This is a genomic window from Pseudomonas sp. PB120, from assembly GCF_009761815.1.
Lineage (GTDB): Bacteria > Pseudomonadota > Gammaproteobacteria > Pseudomonadales > Pseudomonadaceae > Aquipseudomonas.
The window spans coordinates 82,540-99,916 of the sequence record NZ_RWIN01000017.1; the positions used below are offsets into that span (position 1 = coordinate 82,540).

Sequence of the window (17,377 nt, forward strand, 5' to 3'; positions counted from 1 at the left end):
CACTGCGGTATCTGACTGAGCATAGTTAAACCAACCCACCATTAACCCGCAGAATCTGCCCATTGACCCACGCCGATTCCGGCCCCACCAGAAACGACACAACACGGGCAATATCCTCCGGCTGACCCAAACGTTCCAGCGGTGCCATCTTCGCAAAATTCTGGATCTGCTCTTCACTCTTGCCGTGCAAAAACAACTCCGTCGCCACCGGGCCCGGCGCGACGGCATTCACGGTGATTTCACGTCCGCGCATTTCCTTGGCAAACACCTGAGTCAGCGATTCCACCGCTGCTTTGCTGGCGATGTACACCGCGTACCCCGGCAGGTTCATGCCGACGGTGCTGCTGGAAAAATTGACGATCCGCCCACCGTTGTTCATACGCGTCGCCGCTTCACGCAGGGTGTTGAACGTACCCCGCGCGTGGATATTGAAGGTCTGCTCGAACAGCTCATCGGAGTGCTGCGCCAGCGGCATCACTTTAAGAATGCCGGCGTTGTTGATCAGCGCATCGACCTTGCCCAGTTGAGTTTCAGTCTCCTCGAACATACGGCGCACATCGTCGGCATTAGCCACGTCCGCCTTGATCGCTATGGCCCGATGGCCGGCCTGACGCAACTCGACCACCAGTGCCGATGCTTCGGTGGCGCTGCTGGCGTAATTGATTGCCACGGCAAAACCGTCGCTGGCCAGTTGTCTGGCAATGACCGCGCCGATGCCACGGGAGGCGCCGGTCACGATGGCAACTTTGGAAGTCTGAGAAGTCATGGTGGTGTTTCCTTTGCAGGAGATGGTTTAGGGGACGCCAATTTCACATGTTTATCCAGGCCAATAAATGCACTAGATCTGCCTTCACTATTCAAGAATCGCCAACAATCGATCCTCGGGAAATTGAGCGGGTGCTGACTGGCCGCTGGTCCACGGGCATTTCAGGGTTCTCCCCCTGGGCTAATATTTATCAGGGTGTGTATCGTGTGTATTGGAAGGGCGTTCGTCGCGTAATGTGCGCACCAAGTGCTGCACACAAGGACGAAGTAATGCGAAGTCGGGAAATGATCAGGATGATCGAGGAGGATGGTTGGCATCTGGTGGCGGTGAAGGGTAGCCATCATCAGTACAAACATCCGTACAAGTCAGGGAGAGTGACGATAAAGCACCCTGACTCAGATCTTCCGAAAGGAACGATCAACAGCATATTGAAACAGGCAGGGCTGAAATGATGCCCCACATCGGATACGAACGCCCCGAAGGGGCCACATCACAGGAAGGACTCACCGAAATGAAATTTCCGGTCGTTCTGCACAAGGATGCCGACTCAGACTACGGAGTGATCGTCCCGGACGTACCAGGCTGTTTTTCTGCAGGCAGCACCGTGTCGCAGGCATTCGAAAACGTGAAAGAAGCGTTATCTCTGCACTATGAAGGACTGGTGGCCGATGGAGAACCACTGCCGCAAGTACGCGAGATCGACGTCCACCTTGATAATCCTGATTACGCGGACGGTATTTGGGGGGTGGTGGATTTCGATATCACGCCGTACTTCGGCAAGTCGGTACGTTTCAATGCCTCCCTGCCCGAGCAGTTGCTCGAGCGTATCGATCAGACCGTCAGGCGGGATCAGCGATACAGTTCACGGTCCGGTTTTTTGGCCGCAGCGGCTTTGCGCGAGCTGTCGACATAAGCGTAAGCGGAGTTTTTTGACGTCTCGGCGGGTGTCAGATCAAAAATCTGTGAAACGTTTCAGCATTTTCTCGAGTCCGGGGTTTATCGGCGTTTGTCTGGGGGTATGCTGGGCAACTCGCGAAGCAGTCGATACCAAGTTCAAGACAGACAAGAGAGGATTCGATGACCTACACCGCTGCCGAAAACCGCTATGACTCCATCCCTTACCGCCGCGTCGGCCGCAGCGGTCTGGTGCTGCCGGCGTTGTCCCTGGGGCTGTGGCACAACTTCGGTGACAGCACACCGATCGACGCCCAGCGCTCGTTGCTGCGCACGGCGTTCGACCTGGGGATCAACCACTTCGACCTGGCCAACAATTACGGCCCGCCGTATGGCAGCGCCGAGATCAATTTCGGCCGTGTGCTGCGTGAAGACTTCAAGCAGCATCGCGACGAGCTGATCATCTCCAGCAAGGCCGGTTGGGATATGTGGCCGGGCCCTTATGGGCAGGGCGGCGGTTCACGCAAATATGTTCTGGCGAGCCTCGACCAGAGCCTGCAGCGGCTGGGCCTGGACTACGTGGATATTTTCTATTCCCACCGTTTTGACCCGGACACGCCGCTGGAAGAAACGGCCAGCGCACTGGCCACTGCGGTGCAGCAGGGCAAGGCGCTGTACATCGGCATCTCGTCGTATTCCGGGGTGAAAACCCGTGAGATGGCGGCGCTGTTGAAAGAGTGGAAAGTGCCTTTGCTGATTCATCAGCCGGCCTACAACCTGCTCAATCGTTGGGTGGAAAAGGATCTGCTGGATGTCACTGACGAACTGGGCACCGGAGTGATTGCGTTCACGCCGCTGGCGCAGGGCCTGCTGACCGACAAGTACCTCAACGGCATTCCGAAGGATGCGCGGGTCAATCGTCCGGGCGGTGGTTCTTTGCAATCCTCGCACCTGTCCGAAGCCAACATCGCCCATGTGCGTGGGCTCAATGAAATCGCCAAGCGTCGGGGTCAGAGCCTGGCGCAACTGGCGTTGGCATGGACGCTGCGCGATCCACGCGTGACGTCGGCGCTGATCGGTGCGAGCCGGCCGGAGCAGATTATCGAGAACGTCGGGGCGTTGAAGAACTTGAGCTTTAGCGCGGAAGAGTTGGCGGAGATTGACCGGTTTGCCCAGGAGGGCGGGATCAATCTTTGGGAGAAGCCTTCGACGGCTGAGTAAGCCTTCGGCGCCGGGTTCTCCGGCGCCTGTTCTGGCCCCATCGCCGGCAAGCCGGTCTCACTCCCACAGTGGATCTGCGTCAGGCACAACCCTTGTAGGAGCGGGCTTGCCCGCGATAGGGCCATTAAAGTCAGTAAAGACCTTCAGGTTTCACCGAAAAAACGGCACATCCCCCAACACCGTCGCCCGCTGCATCACCCGCCGCGCCGGCCGGTAATCATCCACCGCGTAATGCTGCGTCACGCGGTTATCCCAGAACGCCACGTCATCCTTCTGCCAGCGCCAGCGAATGGTGAATTCCGGCCGCGTCGCATGGGCAAACAACAACTTAAGAATCGCCTCGCTTTCAGTCTCCGACAGCTCATTGATCTTCGACGTGAAGCCTTCGTTGACGAACAACGACCGACGCCCGCTCACGGGATGCGTACGAATCACCGGGTGCGAAAGCAGTGGGTTTTTGCGGCGTGCTTCTTCCCACTGCGCCAACGCTTCAGGCGTGTTGCCATAGCGTTCGAGGGGGAACGAGCGAGTAAAGTCGTGCGTCGCCGTCAGCCCTTCGAGCAAGGTTTTCATCGGTGCGGACAGCGCTTCATACGCGGCAATGCCGCTGGCCCACAAGGTGTCACCGCCAAACTCCGGCAGCAGCTTGGCGCTGAGCACCGCGCCCATGGCCGGGGTCGGCAGGAAGGTCACATCGGTGTGCCAGATCGCGTTATCACGCACGTCGGTGACGGCGGTGTCGAGGATCAGTACTTCCGGCTGTTCCGGCACGTTGGGGTAAATCGGGTGGATGTGCAGGTCGCCGAAGTTGGCTGCGAAACGCGCTTGTTGCTGCGGCGTAATCGGCTGGTCACGAAAGAACAGCACCTGATGCTTGAGCAGCGCCTGCTCGATGGCATCGCGTTGTTCCAGGTCCAGCGGCTGGCTGATGTCGATGCCGCTGATTTGCGCGCCCAGCGCGTAACTGAGGGGGACGATTGTCAGGTTGCTCATGGTCTTTCTCTTCAATCCGGGTGCCGACATGTGAGAGCAGGCCTGCTCCCACAGGGAGGAATTTTCAGTGAGCCTGGCCGTGCCAAGGCACCAGTTTGCGTTGCAGGGCACGCAGGCCCATTTCCATCGCGAAGGCGATCAGGGCGATGACCAGAATCCCCAGCACCACCACATCGGTGACCAGGAACTGCGCGGCCGACTGCACCATGAACCCCAGGCCGCTGGTGGCGGCGATCAGTTCGGCGGCGACCAGCGTCGACCAACCCACACCCAGACCAATGCGCACACCGGTCAAAATGTCCGGCAGGGCGCTGGGCAAAATCACATGGCGAATCAACTGCGCTCGCGTCGCCCCCAAAGACTGGGCGGCGCGCAACTTGGCCGGGTCTACGGTGCGCACACCGGTGGCGGTGGCGATGGCAATCGGGGCGAAAATCGCCAGATAGATCAGCAACACTTTCGACAGCTCACCGATGCCGCACCAAATCACGATCAGGGGCAGATAGGCCAACGGCGGAATCGGGCGGTAAAACTCGATCAGCGGATCGAGAATGCCGCGGGCGATGCGGTTGTGGCCGATGGCGATGCCGACCGGCACGGCGGTCAGCACTGCAAAACCAAGGCCCAGGCCGATTCGGCTGAGACTCGCGCCCAGGTGCTGCCACAACGTCGAATCCATGTAGCCGGTGGTCGCCAGCAACCAGCCTTTTTGAAGCACGGCGGACGGTGGTGGCAGGAACAACGGTTCGATCAGGCCGGTGGCGGTGACGGCCCACCAGATGAACACGAGCGCGACCAGAGTCAGAACGCTGATCCAGCGAGTGCTGAGGCTGCGACGAACAGGCATCACCGTCGAACCCGGTTTCACCGTCACGGCTGGAATTTCGTAGCTGCTCATGCGCGCTCCTGCCGCTGGGCGGCGCTGCGTTGGGAGAACACTTTGGCGAGCACGTGTTCGCGGGTTTCGATGAAGCGCGGGTCGGACTTGATCGCCCGTGCCGACTCGCCGGCGGCGTAGCGCTGACCGAAATCAAGGCTCAGGCGTTCAACGATTTGTCCGGGGTTTGGCGCCAGCAGAATCAGGTCCGTGGCCAGAAACACCGCTTCTTCAATGTCGTGGGTAATCAGGAAGACGGGCTTTGCGGTGCGCTGCCAGACTTGCAGCAGCAGCTCCTGCATCTGTTCGCGGGTGAAGGCATCGAGGGCGCCGAACGGCTCATCCATCAGCAGGACGCGCGGGTCGGCCGCAAGCGCGCGGGCCAAGCCAACACGTTGCTTCTGACCACCCGACAATTGCCAGATGCGGCGGTTTTCAAAACCGGAAAGGTCGACCAGTGCGAGCATTTCCCGAGCGCGCAGTTCACGTTTTTCCCGCGCAATGCCTGCCAGTTCCAGACCAAAGCCAACGTTGGCCAGCACATCCTGCCAAGGCAGTAACGCATCGTCCTGAAACACCACGCCGCGTTCAGCGCTCGGGCCTTTGACCGGCACGCCGTCGAGGGTGATGCGCCCGGCGCTTGGCTCGACGAAACCGGCAATCAGGTTCAACAGCGAAGTCTTGCCACTGCCGGACGGGCCGAGGGCCACCAGCAACTGCTGGGGACCAAGGCTCAGGGAAATATCCGCCAGCACCGGCTCCGGGCTGCCGGGGTACTGTGCGCTGATGCGCTCCAGCTGTAGCAAAGCCATCGCGGTTAACTCCGATCAGTTGGTGATGAATTTGGCGCTGACGTACGGGGCGTAGTCGGGCAGTACGGCTTCGACCTTGCCTTGTTCCTTGAGGAACGCAGCAGTGTCGGTGATGGCCTTGGTGGTCGGTGCGCCGAGGGTGATCACCTGATCAGCCGCCAGCGGGTAGACGTTGCCTTGCAGCAGCAATGGAATATCGCTGGCCTTGGCGCCTGACAGTTTTACGAGCTTGTCGACGTTGCTTTGGTTGGCGAGCCAGGCTTTCGGGTCTTTGCGGTAGTCGGCGTAGGCGTCCAGGGTCACTTTGGCGAACGCGGTCACGATTTCAGGGTGCTTCTCGGCGAAGTCTTTACGCACGATCCACGCATCGAAAGTCGGCGCGCCGAACTTGGCCAGTTCGCCGGAGGTGATCAGCACTTTGCCGTTTTCCTTGGCGACGCCGAGCGCCGGGTCCCACACGTAAGTGGCGTCGATGTCACCGCGTTTCCAGGCGGCAATAATGGCTGGTGGCGCGAGGTTGAGGACGGTGACTTTCGACGGATCGATGTTCCAGTGCTTCAGCGCGGCGAGCAGGCTGTAGTGGCCGGTGGAAACGAACGGTACGGCGATTTTTTTGCCGATCAGGTCTTGCGGCGTCTTGATGCCGGAACCGTCTCGAGCAACCAGCGCTTCGGCGGCGCCGATCTGGGTGGCGATCAGGAAGGTTTCAACTGGCACCTTGCGGGTAATGGCGGCAGTCAGAGGGCTGGAGCCGAGGTAACCGATCTGCACGTCGCCGGAGGCGATGGCCGCGATGATGTCGGCACCGTTGTCGAATTTGCGCCAGTCGATCTTGGCGTTGGTGGCTTTTTCGTAAGCGCCGTCGGCCTGGGCGACTTTCGCCGGGTCAACGGTGGTCTGGTAGGCGACGGTGACGTCGGCTGCCTGGGCAAAGAAACTCGCTGCAGCCAAAGACGCGGCCGCCAGGAGGCGAAGAGGGAAATGCAGTTTCATGTGGAAGCTCCTTGTCAGGCGACCGAGAGTCGGCGTGAAAGGAGACTAAATGATATAAGAATCGAAAAATAAATAACTTTTTCGCATTAGCTTATGAGCGGAAGATTTTAGCGTCTTTGCTGTGGATCGCCTTTGTGGCGAGGGAGCTTGCTCCCGCTGGAGGCCGAAGGACTCCCAACCTGGCAGCTGCATACTTTCAGTGAGCACACGGTTGCCTGATTTTGCGGCTGCTGCGCAGCCGAGCGGGAGCGAGCTCCCTCGCCACAAGGGTTTTGTGTCAGTTACTGATCGACAGAATGCTCGCCTGATACGACCCGACAAATACGTCGAAATCGCCGACTTCGTTCTGCTCGAGCTCTACTTGCTCGGCCAGCGACGAACGCGCTCGTTCTTCGAACTTCGCCTGGTCTTCGCTGGAAAGGGGCTCGCTGCGGAAAAACTCCGCGTGCGCACGGCTCTGGCGCAGGGAGAACTGACTGAAGCTCTCCTTGTGTTCGGCCATCGCCACCAACACTTGCGCCGACGGTGTCAGGGACGAATCCTTGACCTTCGCCATCTGCGCATCCAGTGCTTTGCTGTGGGCGTCGCCACCCTGGCTTTGGTCCAGAATCGCAGCCAGCGGCGCGATCTTCTCCAGCAACTCGCTGGCCCACTCCTTCAGGTCCACCGGCTGGCCATCGCGATGCAGCTGCAACCCTGGACGCCGACCTTCCTTGACGACGCTGAGGAAGTTCGACGTCGCGTTGCTGCAAGAGGTATTGGTCAGCAGCGGGCTGTCGTTCAGCGCGCAGTACAGCAGGAACGCGTCGAGGAAGCGCGACTCGGTGAGGTCGATGCCCATCGGCAGGAACGGGTTAATGTCCAGGCATCGCACTTCAACATATTGAATGCCACGGGCCACCAGCGCCTGGATCGGCCGCTCGCCGGTGTACGTCACGCGCTTCGGACGGATGTTGGAGTAGTACTCGTTTTCGATCTGCAGGATGTTGGTGTTGAGCTGAACCCACTCGCCGTCCTGGTGCGTGCCGATTTCGACATAAGGTGCATACGGTGTCGCCACCGCTTTGCGCAGGCTGTCGGTGTAGCTGGGCAGGTCGTTGTAGCACGGCGTCAAACCGGCCTGGGCGTTGCTCTGGTAACCGAGGTCGCTCATGCGCAGGCTGGTGGCGTACGGCAGGTACAAGGTGTCCGGGTCCAGTTGTTCCAACTGGTGCGAGCGACCGCGCAGGAAACCGGCATCCAGCGCTGGCGATGCACCGAACAGGTACATCAGCAGCCAGCTGTAGCGGCGGAAGTTGCGGATCAGCGCGATGTAAGCCGACGACTGATAGTCGCGGTCGGTGCCGACAAACCCTTCAGCGTTCTTGAGCAGCGGCCAGAGTTGTTCCGGCAGGGAAAAATTGTAGTGAATCCCGGCGATGCACTGCATGGTCTTGCCGTAACGCAGGGCCAGGCCCTTGCGATAGACGTACTTGAGCTGACCGATGTTGGACGTGCCGTAATAGGCAATCGGGATGTCTTCCTCGGCCGGCAACGGGCACGGCATCGAAGGGCTCCACAGAAACTCGTTGCCGAGCTTGCTGTAGGCAAAGCGATGAATGCTGTCCAGGCTGGCCAGTGTATCCGCAGGGTCTGGCAGGGCCGGGGTAATGAACTCCAGCAGCGACTCGGAATAGTCGGTGGTGATTTGTTCATTGGTCAGCGCGGAACCCAATTCTTCCGGGTGCGGCGTTTGCGCCAGGCGACCTTCGCCGGTCACGCGCAGGCATTCACGTTCGATGCCGTGAAGGCACTGTTCGAGCAGAGAGAGGTTAGCGCGCTCGCCGAGCAGAGCCAGGCGGCGGTTGAGAAGTTCGCTCAAGTTGGATTCCTTCACGCGTCAGTCGCCCCAATATGGGGGTGGGCAGGACGGTCTACAAGGGTGAAGTTAAAACTGGCGTTTTCGCCTGGTTTTGGAGCCGTACGGCGTTGCCCCTGTAGGAGCGAGCCTGCTCGCGATGAGGGAGTGTCAGTCAACCGATTAGTCTTCTGACACACCGCCATCGCGAGCAGGCTCGCTCCTACAGGTTTCGTATTGCCGAAATTACCTCAAATCGATGACGGCTAGCTACAGGACAGCGAACGTGCCTTGCGCTTTTGCGACCAGCTTGTCGCCCTGCATCACGTCAGCCTCGACCACCAGCGTGCGGCGGCCCGGGTGGATGACCCGTGCCGTGCACATCACTTCGCCGTCGGACACGGCGCGAATGTAATTGATCTTGCATTCGATGGTCGCGCTTTGCTGGTCAAAGCCGTGGGTGCTGGAACAGGCCAGCCCCATGGCAATGTCCACCAGACTGAACAAGGCCCCGCCGTGCAGCTTGCCGCCGCGATTGCGCAGTTCTGGCTCCAGTGCCAGTGCGACTTGCGCCACCCCGGTTTCCAGACTGTGCAAGCGACACCCCAGCAGCTTGAAAAACGCGCTTTCGGTCAGCCCGGCAGGAATGTCCATCAGCGTTTCTTCAACTGCTTGGCGTTGGCGAACAGCGAAGCCATGGCGTTGTTGGCCGGAGCGGCCGCCGTGGTTTCCTTGCGCGGTGCGGTGTTCTGGGACTGGCGTGGTGCCGACCCCGGACGCGCGCCACGTGCACCGTCGATTTTCTCGCCCGGCGTGTCGCTCATGCGCATCGACAGGCCCACGCGTTTGCGCGGGATATCGACTTCCATGACCTTCACTTTCACCACGTCACCGGCCTTCACCGCTTCGCGTGGATCCTTGATGAACTTCTCCGAAAGCGCAGAGATGTGCACCAAACCGTCCTGATGCACGCCGATGTCGACGAAAGCGCCAAAGTTGGTCACGTTGGTGACGACGCCTTCGAGGATCATGCCCAGTTGCAGGTCCTTGAGGTCTTCGACGCCTTCCTGGAACTCGGCGGTCTTGAACTCCGGACGCGGATCGCGGCCAGGTTTTTCCAGCTCTTGCAGAATGTCGGTGACCGTTGGCAGACCGAAGGTTTCGTCGGTGTATTTCTTCGGGTCCAGGCGCTTGAGGAAGCTGGCGTCGCCGATCAACGAGCGGATGTCGCGGTCGGTTTCAGCGGCAATGCGCTGTACCAGCGGATAGGCTTCCGGGTGAACGGCGGACGAATCCAGCGGGTTGTCGCCGTTCATGACACGCAGGAAGCCGGCCGCCTGTTCGAAGGTTTTTTCACCCAGGCGCGCGACTTTCTTCAGCGCGGCGCGCGTCTTGAATGCACCGTGCTCGTCGCGGTGGCTGACGATGTTCTGCGCCAGGGTCGCGTTGAGGCCCGAGATACGCGCCAGCAGCGCCACGGAGGCCGTGTTCACGTCCACACCCACGGCGTTCACGCAGTCTTCGACTACGGCGTCCAGGCCACGGGCCAGTTTCAGCTGCGACACGTCGTGTTGGTACTGGCCGACACCGATGGATTTCGGGTCGATCTTCACCAGTTCAGCCAACGGATCTTGCAGACGACGGGCAATCGAGACCGCACCACGGATCGACACGTCGAGGTCCGGGAATTCCTTGGAGGCCAGTTCCGACGCCGAGTAAACCGATGCGCCGGCCTCGGAGACCATGATCTTGGTCATCTTCATCGCGGGGTATTTTTTGATCAGTTCAGCGGCCAGCTTGTCGGTTTCGCGGCTGGCGGTGCCGTTGCCGATGGCGATCAGGTCCACCGCATGCTTGGCGCACAGGGCGGCGAGAATCGCGAGGGTCTGGTCCCACTTGTTGTGCGGCACGTGCGGGTAAACCGTGGCGTGATCCAGCAGCTTGCCGGTGGCATCGACCACCGCCACCTTGCAACCGGTGCGCAGGCCCGGGTCGAGGCCCAGGGTGGCGCGCGGGCCGGCCGGGGCCGACAGCAGCAAGTCGTGCAGGTTGTGCGCGAACACATTGATCGCTTCGGTTTCCGCGCCATCGCGCAGTTCGCCCAGCAGGTCGGTTTCAAGGTGGGTGTAGAGCTTGACCTTCCAGGTCCAGCGCACCACTTCACCCAGCCATTTGTCGGCGGCACGGTTCTGATTCTGGATACCGAATTGCTGGCCGATCATGCCTTCGCACGGGTGCATGGTGCCCGGCAGCTCGTCACCCACTTTCAGCGCGGAGCTGAGGATGCCTTCGTTACGGCCACGGAAAATCGCCAGCGCGCGGTGCGACGGCATGCTTTTCAGCGGTTCATCGTGTTCGAAATAGTCGCGGAACTTCGCGCCTTCCTCTTCCTTGCCGGCAATCACGCGGGCACTGAGGGTGGCTTCCTGCTTGAGGTAGTTGCGCAGCTTGTCCAGCAGGCCGGCGTCTTCGGCGAAGCGCTCCATGAGGATGTACTTGGCGCCTTCGAGCGCGGCTTTCACGTCGGCCACGCATTTTTCTGCGTTGACGAAGCGTGCGGCTTCGGCGTCTGGCGTCAGGCTCGGATCGTTGAACAGGCCGTCGGCCAGTTCGCCGAGGCCGGCTTCCAGGGCAATCTGGCCCTTGGTGCGGCGCTTCTGTTTGTACGGCAGGTACAAGTCTTCGAGGCGGGTCTTGGTGTCGGCGAGCTTGATATCGCGTTCCAGTTGCGGGGTCAGTTTCCCTTGTTCCTGGATGCTGGCGAGGATGCTGATGCGCCGTTCGTCGAGTTCTCGCAGGTAGCGCAGACGCTCTTCCAGATGACGCAACTGGATGTCATCGAGGCTGCCGGTCACTTCTTTCCGGTAACGGGCGATGAAGGGAACGGTAGAGCCTTCATCGAGTAGCGCGACGGCCGCTTCGACCTGTTGTGGGCGTACACCGAGTTCCTCGGCGATGCGGCTGTTGATGCTGTCCATAAAACCACCTGACAAATTGTGAAAGCAGGCTCGCAGGCGCAGAGATAGAGGCTCGGCGAGTCTGGTTGAGCGGCCTGGCCTGCGCCGCTACCTGGATCAACAGGCATCCCGTTGACCCGTGAAATCGAACAAATGCTGCCAGCGCCATGAAAATAAAAAGCGGCGGCCGACAGCAATGATCAGACGTTGCCTGACACAAAAGGCCGCGCATTATAACCAGCGTTCTATCATTCGGGGGCAACACAGGCTGTAGGCACAATCCCCTGATTTCTGGCAGTGAAGGAAAAATCTGCTAACAATGCACACGGTGCGTATAACGGCAGCTACGCCATAATGCGCGCCGAGATCAAAGGAGCATCTAATGAGCAGCACTGCAAACATTGCTGAAGGCGAAAAAATTCTTATTGTTGACGACGATCCGGGGCTCAGCAGCCTGCTGGAGCGTTTTTTCGTCAGCAAGGGCTACCGCGCCCGTGCCGTACCGAACACGGAACAAATGGACCGCCTGCTGGCGCGTGAAGTGTTCAACCTGATCGTTCTCGACCTGATGCTGCCCGGCGAAGACGGTCTGACCGCCTGCCGCCGGCTGCGTGGCGCGAACAACCAGATCCCCATCATCATGCTCACCGCCAAGGGCGACGAGCTGAGCCGGATCAAGGGCCTTGAACTGGGCGCCGACGATTACCTGGCCAAGCCGTTCAACCCGGACGAGCTGATGGCCCGGGTCAAAGCAGTCTTGCGCCGTCAGTCGACGCCCGTGCCGGGCGCACCGGGTAGCGAAGACGAAAGCGTGACCTTTGGTGACTACGAGCTGTCGCTGGCCACCCGCGAGCTCAAGCGTGGTGACGAAGTGCACATGCTCACCACCGGCGAGTTTGCCGTGCTCAAGGCGTTGGTGATGAACGCGCGCCAGCCGCTGACCCGCGACAAGCTGATGAACCTCGCCCGTGGTCGCGAATGGGATGCCCTGGAGCGGTCCATCGACGTGCAGATCTCCCGTCTACGCCGCATGATCGAACCCGACCCGTCCAAACCACGCTACATCCAGACCGTTTGGGGCGTGGGTTACGTGTTCGTTCCGGATGGCGCCGCCACCAAGTGATCGGCGATTTGTAGGAGCGGGTCTTGCGGTCGATCAGGCCGCAGACTCGCCATCCGCAATATGCGAGCATCGCTCGCTCCTGCAAGTGTGTAGCGGTTATCCATGAAAACCCCCGTTTGGTTCCCCCAGAGCTTTTTCTCCCGCACCCTGTGGCTGGTGCTGATTGTCGTCCTGTTCTCCAAAGCACTGACGCTGGTTTATCTGCTGATGAACGAAGACGTGCTGGTGGATCGCCAATACAGCCACGGCGTCGCCCTGACGCTGCGCGCTTATTGGGCCGCCGATGAAAACAATCGCGAAAAGATCGCTGAAGCCGCCACGTTGATCCGGGTGGTGGGCACCGGCGTGCCGGAGGGTGAGCAGCACTGGCCCTACAGCGAGATCTACCAGCGGCAGATGCAGGCCGAGCTGGGGGCCGACACCGAAGTCCGGTTGCGCATGCATTCGCCGCCGGCCCTGTGGGTCCGGGCGCCGAGCCTGGGTGATGGCTGGCTGAAAGTGCCGCTTTATCCCCACCCGCTGCGCGGTCAGAAAATCTGGAACGTGCTCGGCTGGTTCCTCGCCATTGGCTTGCTGTCCACCGCCTCGGCATGGATCTTCGTCAGCCAGCTCAATCAACCGCTGAAGCGCCTCGTCTATGCCGCCAGACAACTGGGTCAGGGCCGCAGCGTGCGCTTGCCGATCAGTGATACGCCGAGCGAGATGGCCGAGGTGTATCGCGCCTTCAACCAGATGGCCGAGGACGTCGAGCAGGCCGGTCGCGAGCGTGAGCTGATGCTGGCGGGCGTGTCCCATGACCTGCGAACGCCGCTGACCCGTTTGCGGCTGTCGCTGGAGCTGATGGGTGACCGCAACGACCTGACGGACGACATGGTCCGCGACATCGAGGACATGGACGCGATTCTTGATCAGTTCCTGGCGTTTATCCGTGATGGTCGCGACGAGTCGGTGGAAGAGGTGGACTTGACCGATCTGGTGCGTGAAGTCGCCGCGCCGTACAACCAGAACGAAGAGAAAGTGCGCTTGCGCCTGGAGCCTATCCAGCCGTTCCCATTGCGTCGGGTGTCGATGAAACGGTTGCTGAACAACCTGATCGGCAACGCGTTGCATCACGCGGGCAGTGGTGTTGAAGTCGCGGCTTATGTGTCCGGGGATGTGAGCGCACCGTACGTGGTGCTGAGCGTCATGGACCGTGGCGCGGGGATCGATCCGTCGGAGCTGGAAGCGATTTTCAACCCGTTCACCCGGGGTGATCGTGCCCGGGGCGGGAAAGGCACCGGGTTGGGCTTGGCAATCGTGAAGCGAATTGCTTCGATGCATGGCGGCAATGTCGAGTTGCGCAACCGCACCGGTGGCGGTCTGGAAGCGCGCGTGCGGTTGCCGCTTGGGTTGATGTTGCCTCGGGATGCGGTTTAAACGCCACATCCAACCCCTGTGGCGAGGGAGCTTGCTCCCGCTGGAGGCCGAAGGACTCCCCAATGCAGCTATGACGTTGTGCCAGGACGAGCACCATCGCTGATTTTGCGGCTGCTGCGCAGCCGAGCGGGAGCAAGCTCCCTCGCCACAGGGGACCGAGCCAGGGTTAACCCTTACCCTTGGTCCGCGTCATATTCGGCCCACCATTTTTCTCAAGATGCTCAATGATGATCCCCGCCACGTTCTTCCCCGTGGTGGTTTCAATTCCCTCCAGGCCTGGAGACGAATTCACTTCCATCACCAACGGCCCGTGATTGGAACGCAAGATATCCACACCCGCCACCGCCAACCCCATGACCTTCGCCGCACGCAACGCAGTCATGCGTTCTTCCGGGGTGATCTTGATCAAGCTGGCGCTGCCACCCCGATGCAGGTTGGAGCGAAACTCCCCAGGTTTGGCCTGGCGCTTCATCGCCGCAATCACCTTGTCGCCGACCACGAAGCAGCGAATGTCCGCCCCACCGGCTTCCTTGATGTACTCCTGAACCATGATGTTCTGCTTGAGGCCCATGAACGCCTCGATCACCGATTCCGCCGCCGTCGCGGTTTCACACAGCACCACACCGATGCCCTGGGTGCCTTCCAGCACCTTGATCACCAGTGGTGCGCCGTTGACCATATCGATCAAGTCGGGAATATCATCCGGGGAGTGGGCAAACCCCGTGACCGGCAAGCCGATTCCGCGGCGTGACAGCAACTGCAGCGACCGCAGCTTGTCCCGGGAGCGCGCAATGGCCACCGATTCGTTGAGCGGAAACACCCCCATCATTTCAAACTGGCGCAACACCGCGCAGCCATAGAAGGTTACCGATGCCCCGATCCTCGGGATCACCGCGTCGAAACCTTCCAGCGGCTTGCCGCGGTAGTGGATCTGCGGTTTGTGGCTGGCAATGTTCATGTAGGCGCGCAGGGTGTCGATCACCACCATTTCATGGCCTCGTTCGGTACCGGCCTCGACCAGACGACGAGTGGAATACAGACGCGGGTTCCGCGACAGCACAGCGATCTTCATGCAACACCTGTGGAGGAGGTAGATACCGGGAACACCGGCTTGTCTTGTACATACTTAATGCCCGGATTGACCACCAGCTGGCCGTCGATCAGGGCTTTGGAGCCGAGGAGCAGCCGATAACGCATCGACTTGCGGCAGGCGAGCGTGAACTCGACGGGCCAGACCCGATCCCCGAGTGCCAGGGTCGTGCTGACCACGTAGCGCTTTTGCGCCTGGCCGTTGGAGCTTTTAATGGATTTCATGGTGACCAGCGGTGCTTCACAGCGTCGATGCCGCAACTGCACGACGGTCCCCAGGTGCGCGGTAAATCGCACCCACTGTTCGCCGTCGCGCTCGAACGGCTCGATGTCGGTGGCATGCAGGCTGGAGGTGCTGGCACCGGTGTCGATTTTCGCCCGAAGGCCCGCGACTCCCAAATTCGGGAGCGCCACCCACTCGCGCAGACCGACAACGGTCAAATGGTCAAATGTCTTCAAAGGTACTCAACCGGCAAAAACCGCTCGGGCCGCAGGCGGCCGAATTCGCGGTATTCACGCAGAATAATGGTTAAAAGGCGACAGATATCTACGGCCTGGATTTTCAGCTTCTCGAGGAGTTGCTGGAATGCACGCATTGTAGTCCGAGCCGGCGTAATTCATGGCACGACAGAAACGGTAGTACAGTTCACCAATATTTCAGAATGAGGTCATCCGATGACACAAAAAAGCGAAGAGGACGACAAAGTCCGTCTCGATAAGTGGTTGTGGGCTGCACGTTTCTATAAAACACGTGCCTTGGCCAAAGCGGCGATAGAAAGCGGCAAGGTGCATTGCCGGGGCGAACGCTGCAAGCCGGGCAAGGAGCCGAGGATCGGCGACGAGTTCCAGATTCGCACCGGGTTTGAAGAGCGCACGGTGGTGGTCCAGGCATTGTCGATCGTGCGTCGCGGGGCGCCGGAGGCTCAGGCGCTGTACGCCGAAACCGAAGCCAGCATCGCCAAGCGCGAAGCGGCCGCGGCCATGCGCAAGGCCGGCGCGTTGGGCGTGAGCACCGACGGCAAACCGAGCAAGAAGCAGCGGCGGGACTTGTTTAAATTTCGTGGGAACAGCAACGACGAGTGAGTCAGTTGCTACCGTGTTGTCTGGGTGGATGCCTTCGCGAGCAGCCTCGTTCCCAGAGGTATTGTGCAGTTCAGGTCACCACATCTGACGAACGCAGACTTGCAATCGCTCAGGTGCGCAGCCATATCAGGTAGACCGACGGGCGCTCCACCTTGCTTGGAACAATCCCGTATTGTTCATAAAATGCCACCCAAGGCTGAACAATTCACACCGAAATATCGCCTGTTGAGGCGAGTTTTGTGATTTTTCGAAATTTTTTGTCATTTACTTCAGATACCCAGACCTATGACCGATCTTCCGGATACCGACTACACCCAACGCTTCATCTTCGATGACAGCGACACCCGCGGCGAGCTGGTTTCGTTGGAGCGCAGCTACGCTGAAGTCCTTGCCAAACACACGTATCCGGAACCAGTCGCGCAACTGCTTGGCGAACTGATGGCGGCGGCGTCGTTGCTGGTCGGCACCTTGAAGTTCGATGGCTTGCTGATTCTCCAGGCGCGCTCCGACGGCCCGATCCCGATGCTGATGATCGAGTGCTCCAGCGAGCGCGAAATCCGTGGCCTGGCCCGCTACGAAGCAGACCAGATTGCCCCCGATGCGACCTTGGCTGACCTGATGCCCAATGGTGTGTTGGCGTTGACCGTCGACCCGACCGTAGGCCAGCGCTATCAGGGCATCGTTGACCTCGATGGCGAAACCCTGTCGGAGTGCTTCACCAATTACTTCGTGATGTCGCAACAAGTGGGCACGCGTTTCTGGCTGTACGCCGATGGCCGCCGCGCCCGTGGCCTGCTGCTGCAGCAATTGCCGGCCGACCGACTGAAGGATGAAGAAGAACGCGCCGACAGCTGGCGGCACGTCACCGCGCTGGCCAGCACCCTGACCGCCGATGAATTGCTCAGCCTGGACAACGAAACCGTACTGCATCGCCTCTACCACGAAGAGCAGGTTCGGCTGTTCGATGTGAACAAGCTGCGTTTCCATTGCAGTTGCTCGCGTGAACGCTCCGGCAATGCGCTGGTCAGCCTGGGGATGGAAGACGCCCAGGCCCTGGTCATCGAACACGGTGGCCACATCGAGATCGATTGCCAGTTCTGCAACCAGCGTTACCTGTTCGATGCCACCGATGTGACTCAATTATTCGCTGGGGCAGGCGTCGAGACGCCGTCAGATACCCGTCACTAAAACGGTTCAGCGCAGGTAAATTCACTGGCCTGTGCCGGAATAACGCCGTTACGACGGGAGGGCCCTACTTTTTTTGGGCTTTTCTGGCATAATCCGGGCCACTTTTTTCGCGGTAGTAGTGCACGACT

Annotated in this window: 17 protein-coding genes; 7 read left to right on the forward strand and 10 right to left on the reverse strand. The window is 60.2% G+C overall.

What is annotated here, in order from left to right:
• Positions 1–25: 25 nt before the first annotated feature.
• The gene (locus EJA72_RS02415) at positions 26–766 is read right to left on the reverse strand and encodes an SDR family oxidoreductase (RefSeq protein WP_157709944.1); all 741 of its coding nucleotides are present in this window, start codon (positions 764–766) and stop codon (positions 26–28) included.
• A 269-nt stretch (positions 767–1,035) separates the two neighbouring features.
• On the opposite strand from EJA72_RS02415, the gene EJA72_RS02420 reads away from it, so the two are divergent.
• From EJA72_RS02420 to mgrA, 3 genes are all read left to right on the forward strand, one after another.
• Positions 1,036–1,218, forward strand: a complete 183-nt coding sequence (locus EJA72_RS02420; RefSeq protein WP_157709980.1) for a type II toxin-antitoxin system HicA family toxin — start codon at positions 1,036–1,038, stop codon at positions 1,216–1,218.
• On the forward strand, positions 1,215–1,679 hold the full coding sequence (locus EJA72_RS02425) for a type II toxin-antitoxin system HicB family antitoxin (RefSeq protein WP_178128984.1): 465 nt from the start codon (positions 1,215–1,217) through the stop codon (positions 1,677–1,679). Before EJA72_RS02420 ends, EJA72_RS02425 begins: the two co-directional genes overlap by 4 nt.
• 164 nt (positions 1,680–1,843) lie before the next feature.
• The gene (gene mgrA, locus EJA72_RS02430) at positions 1,844–2,881 is read left to right on the forward strand and encodes an L-glyceraldehyde 3-phosphate reductase (protein WP_157709945.1); all 1,038 of its coding nucleotides are present in this window, start codon (positions 1,844–1,846) and stop codon (positions 2,879–2,881) included.
• Between the two features lie 150 nt (positions 2,882–3,031).
• On the opposite strand, the gene tauD is transcribed toward mgrA, so the two are convergent.
• From tauD to EJA72_RS02465, 7 genes are all read right to left on the reverse strand, one after another.
• Complete coding sequence (gene tauD / locus EJA72_RS02435) at positions 3,032–3,874, reverse strand: taurine dioxygenase (RefSeq protein WP_157709946.1); 843 nt, start codon at positions 3,872–3,874, stop codon at positions 3,032–3,034.
• 64 nt (positions 3,875–3,938) lie between these two features.
• Positions 3,939–4,772 carry a taurine ABC transporter permease TauC gene (gene tauC / locus EJA72_RS02440; RefSeq protein WP_157709947.1) on the reverse strand — a complete coding sequence of 278 codons (834 nt, stop codon included), beginning with the start codon at positions 4,770–4,772 and terminating at the stop codon, positions 3,939–3,941.
• Positions 4,769–5,563, reverse strand: coding sequence for a taurine ABC transporter ATP-binding subunit (gene tauB / locus EJA72_RS02445; RefSeq protein WP_157709948.1), 795 nt, complete (start codon positions 5,561–5,563; stop codon positions 4,769–4,771). The genes tauC and tauB overlap by 4 nt, the downstream gene beginning before the upstream one ends.
• Before the next feature lie 15 nt (positions 5,564–5,578).
• Positions 5,579–6,556: a taurine ABC transporter substrate-binding protein gene (tauA, locus tag EJA72_RS02450; protein ID WP_157709949.1), complete on the reverse strand. Its 978-nt coding sequence runs from the start codon at positions 6,554–6,556 to the stop codon at positions 5,579–5,581.
• A 277-nt stretch (positions 6,557–6,833) separates the two neighbouring features.
• Positions 6,834–8,417: a glutamate--cysteine ligase gene (gene gshA / locus EJA72_RS02455; protein ID WP_157709950.1), complete on the reverse strand. Its 1,584-nt coding sequence runs from the start codon at positions 8,415–8,417 to the stop codon at positions 6,834–6,836.
• 246 nt (positions 8,418–8,663) lie between these two features.
• Positions 8,664–9,047: a PaaI family thioesterase gene (locus EJA72_RS02460; RefSeq protein ID WP_007972875.1), complete on the reverse strand. Its 384-nt coding sequence runs from the start codon at positions 9,045–9,047 to the stop codon at positions 8,664–8,666.
• Positions 9,047–11,371 (reverse strand): Tex family protein, encoded by a 2,325-nt coding sequence (locus EJA72_RS02465; protein WP_157709951.1) that lies wholly within the window; start codon positions 11,369–11,371, stop codon positions 9,047–9,049. Before EJA72_RS02465 ends, EJA72_RS02460 begins: the two co-directional genes overlap by 1 nt.
• A gap of 361 nt (positions 11,372–11,732) precedes the next feature.
• Between EJA72_RS02465 and ompR the strand changes: the two genes are divergently transcribed.
• Positions 11,733–12,473, forward strand: a complete 741-nt coding sequence (gene ompR / locus EJA72_RS02470) for a two-component system response regulator OmpR (protein ID WP_157709952.1) — start codon at positions 11,733–11,735, stop codon at positions 12,471–12,473.
• Positions 12,474–12,575: 102 nt separating this feature from the next.
• Positions 12,576–13,889, forward strand: coding sequence for an ATP-binding protein (locus EJA72_RS02475; protein ID WP_157709953.1), 1,314 nt, complete (start codon positions 12,576–12,578; stop codon positions 13,887–13,889).
• A 166-nt stretch (positions 13,890–14,055) separates the two neighbouring features.
• Here the strand turns inward: EJA72_RS02475 and rimK are convergent, their stop codons facing one another.
• On the reverse strand, positions 14,056–14,961 hold the full coding sequence (rimK, locus tag EJA72_RS02480) for a 30S ribosomal protein S6--L-glutamate ligase (RefSeq protein ID WP_007949201.1): 906 nt from the start codon (positions 14,959–14,961) through the stop codon (positions 14,056–14,058).
• A complete protein-coding gene (locus EJA72_RS02485) occupies positions 14,958–15,404 on the reverse strand; it encodes an ATP-dependent zinc protease (RefSeq protein WP_178128990.1) in 447 nt (148 codons plus the stop codon). Before EJA72_RS02485 ends, rimK begins: the two co-directional genes overlap by 4 nt.
• 249 nt (positions 15,405–15,653) lie before the next feature.
• Here EJA72_RS02485 and EJA72_RS02490 point away from each other — a divergent pair, with 249 nt between their 5' ends.
• Positions 15,654–16,061 carry an RNA-binding S4 domain-containing protein gene (locus tag EJA72_RS02490; RefSeq protein ID WP_157709955.1) on the forward strand — a complete coding sequence of 136 codons (408 nt, stop codon included), beginning with the start codon at positions 15,654–15,656 and terminating at the stop codon, positions 16,059–16,061.
• 285 nt (positions 16,062–16,346) lie between these two features.
• Entirely contained in the window at positions 16,347–17,249 is a 903-nt protein-coding gene (gene hslO / locus EJA72_RS02495) for an Hsp33 family molecular chaperone HslO (RefSeq protein ID WP_157709956.1), read from the forward strand.
• Positions 17,250–17,377: the final 128 nt, after the last annotated feature.

Coding starts and splice junctions, on each gene's coding strand:
- EJA72_RS02415 (WP_157709944.1), bottom strand. CDS start 766: ATGACTTCTCAGACTTCCAAAGTTGCCATCGTGACCGGCGCCTCCCGT.
- EJA72_RS02420 (WP_157709980.1), top strand. CDS start 1,036: ATGCGAAGTCGGGAAATGATCAGGATGATCGAGGAGGATGGTTGGCAT.
- EJA72_RS02425 (WP_178128984.1), top strand. CDS start 1,215: ATGATGCCCCACATCGGATACGAACGCCCCGAAGGGGCCACATCACAG.
- mgrA (WP_157709945.1), top strand. CDS start 1,844: ATGACCTACACCGCTGCCGAAAACCGCTATGACTCCATCCCTTACCGC.
- tauD (WP_157709946.1), bottom strand. CDS start 3,874: ATGAGCAACCTGACAATCGTCCCCCTCAGTTACGCGCTGGGCGCGCAA.
- tauC (WP_157709947.1), bottom strand. CDS start 4,772: ATGAGCAGCTACGAAATTCCAGCCGTGACGGTGAAACCGGGTTCGACG.
- tauB (WP_157709948.1), bottom strand. CDS start 5,563: ATGGCTTTGCTACAGCTGGAGCGCATCAGCGCACAGTACCCCGGCAGC.
- tauA (WP_157709949.1), bottom strand. CDS start 6,556: ATGAAACTGCATTTCCCTCTTCGCCTCCTGGCGGCCGCGTCTTTGGCT.
- EJA72_RS02460 (WP_007972875.1), bottom strand. CDS start 9,047: ATGGACATTCCTGCCGGGCTGACCGAAAGCGCGTTTTTCAAGCTGCTG.
- EJA72_RS02465 (WP_157709951.1), bottom strand. CDS start 11,371: ATGGACAGCATCAACAGCCGCATCGCCGAGGAACTCGGTGTACGCCCA.
- ompR (WP_157709952.1), top strand. CDS start 11,733: ATGAGCAGCACTGCAAACATTGCTGAAGGCGAAAAAATTCTTATTGTT.
- EJA72_RS02475 (WP_157709953.1), top strand. CDS start 12,576: ATGAAAACCCCCGTTTGGTTCCCCCAGAGCTTTTTCTCCCGCACCCTG.
- rimK (WP_007949201.1), bottom strand. CDS start 14,961: ATGAAGATCGCTGTGCTGTCGCGGAACCCGCGTCTGTATTCCACTCGT.
- EJA72_RS02490 (WP_157709955.1), top strand. CDS start 15,654: ATGACACAAAAAAGCGAAGAGGACGACAAAGTCCGTCTCGATAAGTGG.
- hslO (WP_157709956.1), top strand. CDS start 16,347: ATGACCGATCTTCCGGATACCGACTACACCCAACGCTTCATCTTCGAT.